The 3,060-nt window shown below is 68.1% G+C and carries 4 protein-coding genes; 2 read left to right on the top strand and 2 right to left on the bottom strand.

Features of this window, described 5'->3' with window-relative positions:
• Window positions 1–292: hypothetical protein (locus DPV74_RS40385; RefSeq protein WP_205571985.1), on the top strand; the 292-nt coding region annotated here is incomplete at its 5' end.
• Window positions 293–507: 215 nt separating this feature from the next.
• Window positions 508–1,230 (top strand): hypothetical protein, encoded by a 723-nt coding sequence (locus tag DPV74_RS40390; RefSeq protein WP_240440111.1) that lies wholly within the window; start codon window positions 508–510, stop codon window positions 1,228–1,230.
• A 78-nt stretch (window positions 1,231–1,308) separates the two neighbouring features.
• Here the strand turns inward: DPV74_RS40390 and DPV74_RS40395 are convergent, their stop codons facing one another.
• Window positions 1,309–2,001, bottom strand: coding sequence for a DUF2968 domain-containing protein (locus tag DPV74_RS40395; RefSeq protein WP_119339215.1), 693 nt, complete (start codon window positions 1,999–2,001; stop codon window positions 1,309–1,311).
• A 115-nt stretch (window positions 2,002–2,116) separates the two neighbouring features.
• A partial coding sequence (locus DPV74_RS40400; protein ID WP_119339216.1) for a gamma-glutamyl-gamma-aminobutyrate hydrolase family protein occupies window positions 2,117–3,060 on the bottom strand: 944 nt, incomplete at its 5' end.

Raw genomic sequence — 3,060 nt, forward strand, 5'->3', positions numbered from 1 at the left:
CGGCGCGCACGGGCATCGCTGCCCGCCGGCGGCGCGCCGCGCGACGACGCGCGCACCGGCATGGTTCGCGCATCATGCCACGCCAACCCGACATTTGCCTTGTGCCGCCGCGACCGTTGCCATTGCCGTCGCGGCACTCTTCTCGTACGAGTCGCCCAGAATCGGGAGCAAAAATCGGATTGATCTGATCGACCTGCTCTCGCCACCTGACCACAATGTCACGATTTGCGACGACATTTCCGCGCCGCGGCCGGCAAGGTTGCCCGTGTCGCACAGCGTACCGCCCTCATGACCCCATCGCCCCTCGTCCCCGTCGAAGGCCCACTCGCCCGCCCTCGCGTCACGCCGCTCGATATCGCTCCGTCGTTCGGCCGCGAATGGACCTTTCGCGGCGCGCCCGGTGCACGGCCCGACAGGCACTGTCTCGCCACGCTGACGACATCCTGCATCGACGTAGACCGGCCGCACAGCGCATGCCGCTGGCAGCCGCGGTCCGTGGCGTTATCGATGCCGGTTTCGGCTGGCGCGCCGGTCGTGCCGGCTGGCGTTGCCGGCGCGCGCATCCGCCGCTCTCACGACCGGCGTGCGCAGTATGCGATCTGCTGGAGCATCGGCGCGCTCGGCATCATCGGCTGGCTGATCGCCGCATATGAACCGCCCGCGGGCTTCGGGCCCACATACGCGATTCAAGCGGCCGGCAGCGTGCCGGATCACGCTACGTCGTGGTCCGGCACCGTGCAGGTCGCGACGGTCCAGCCGGGTGCGTCGACGAGCACGCCACCGCAGCGCACGATGGCCGCGCCTGTCGCGACAACGGCCGAAGCGCCGCAGGCCATGCACCACGTCGCGCGTCGTCCGGCACCGCTTCGTCCCGACGCAACGTCCAACGTGCCGCCCACGGCCGTTGCATCGTCACTCCGTTCGAACGACAAACGCGGCGCGACGGCAGCACCGGCCAAGCCCGCGACCGCGTCGCGGCTGGCCGCGCGCCCACCGGTCCGGAGCAGCACGGTTGCCCCACGCGCACATGATCAGTTCGCCCCCGCGTCGCCCGCAATCGCCGAACCACGCGACACGCTCGACGATCCGCTCACGCTGATCGCAATGGCAAGCGCGCTGCGCGCTACCCAACCCGAGCGCCCATCGCACACGCCCGCCGCCGGTTTCGACTGGACGGCACAACTGTCCCACCGCCGCCTGACCGATACGCCGGACGCGTTCGCGCGCTGACGGCCGCACCATGAAAAAACCCGGCGAAGCACGCTTCGCCGGGTTTTGCCTGTCTCTCTCCGTCCGTCTGACGAATCGTTACTTGTGTGCCGGCAGCCCCGTCTCGGTCTGCTTCTCGAGTTGCCGCACCTGCTCCTGCAGATCACGCAACTGCATCTGCGCGGCCCGCTTCTCGACCTGCAGCGCCTGTGCCTGCTCCTGCGCCGAACGCTGCCGTTGCGCGACTTCGGCCTGCTGGCTACGCGCAACGCTCAGGTCGGCCTGCAACTGCTGCGCACGGTTCGCCTGCAGCGCGATCACGCGCTCGAGAAACGCTTTCTGCGCCTCCAGCTCGGTACGACGGATCTCGATATCGGCGAGTTGTACGGTCTGCTGAACGAAGTTCGCGTACACCATCTCCGCGCGGCTCTTCTCCTGCGACCGGATCACACGCCACAGGTGCTTGTCCTGGAACAGCGCGACGTAGTACGTCATCTCGCGCGGATCGAACATCAGGCTCGCACCGTAGCTGCCGTTGTACGTCGTGCGCATTTCGGCGATCCGGCCATCGTGCAGCATCTGCGTCAGCTCGGCGACGTTGCCTTGCGCGGATGCATCCGTCGCCACCGTGGCGGACGCCGCCGCGTCGCCGCGCAGGCTCGTGACCGCCGGGCGCGTACCGGCGGCCGGCGCGGTCGCGTCGGCGGACCAGGCCGTGCCTGCTTGCGTGCAGGCAGCCAGCGCAACGATCCACGTTGCGCATCGTGCAGGGGAAAAATTTCGGAAAACCAACGTCGGACTCCGGCGAACGAATCGGAACTCGCGATTATCGTTCAAAACGAAATGGCCGCATCTCGAATTTATCGGGATGCGGCCGGCCTTCGTACGACGCGAAGAAAGTGGCTGGCTACAGGCGGGTTTCGCGCGCCGCGCGCAGGAACGCATCGAGCAGCGGCGTGCAGTCGAGCAGTTCCGAGCCGCCGGCGCGATGGAACTCGGGGTGCCACTGCACGCCGACGACGAACGGCGAACGCCGATGACGAATGCCTTCGATGATCCCGTCGCCCGCTGACACGGCCTCGATGTTCAGATCGCGGCCGAGATCGCGGATCGCCTGATGGTGAATCGAGTTGACGATCGCCTCGCTGCGCCCGGGAAACATGCTCGCGAGCGTCGACGAATCGGGAAAGCGGATCGCGTGTCGATGCTGGTCGTAATGCTCGCTCACGTGCGCATTCGCGGTCGGCACGTCGGTGGCGATGTCCTGGTACAGCGAGCCGCCGAACGCGACGTTGATCAGCTGGCAGCCACGGCACACGCCGAGGACGGGTTTGCCGGATTCGACGAACTCGTGCAGCAGCTCGAGTTCGTACATGTCGCGCACGCGATCGCCCGGCCATTCGGGACGGGCGTCGGACGCGGCGTAGGTTTGCGGCGACACGTCGGCGCCGCCCTGCAGCAGCAGCCCGTCGAGATGCTTCGCGTAGTCGCGCAGGCGGATGTTGCTCGGGTGAATCATGCCCTGGTGGCCGACGGTCGGAATCATGAACACGAGCACGTCGCGCGACATCACCCAGTGCGCGATCGATTCCTCGAGATACTGCAGCGTCTTGCCCCGCAGCCCCTTCGCACCCGGTTCCGGATGGAAGATCCGCGCCGACACGCCGATGCGCAGCGTGCGCTGCGTGATGCGCTGGCCGGCGCGGTCGAACAGCCGGCGCGCGCGCGCGGCCACGATCCGGCCGAACACCGACCACGGCGTGTCGCTCTGCTTCAGGTAGGCCGGCGGCGCATTCTGCGCGCTCGCCGGCGGCGGGCGCGGCGTGTCGAAGTCGGGCTGCGCGCCGAACC

This window comes from Burkholderia sp. HAN2018, from assembly GCF_024704855.1.
GTDB lineage: Bacteria > Pseudomonadota > Gammaproteobacteria > Burkholderiales > Burkholderiaceae > Burkholderia > Burkholderia cepacia.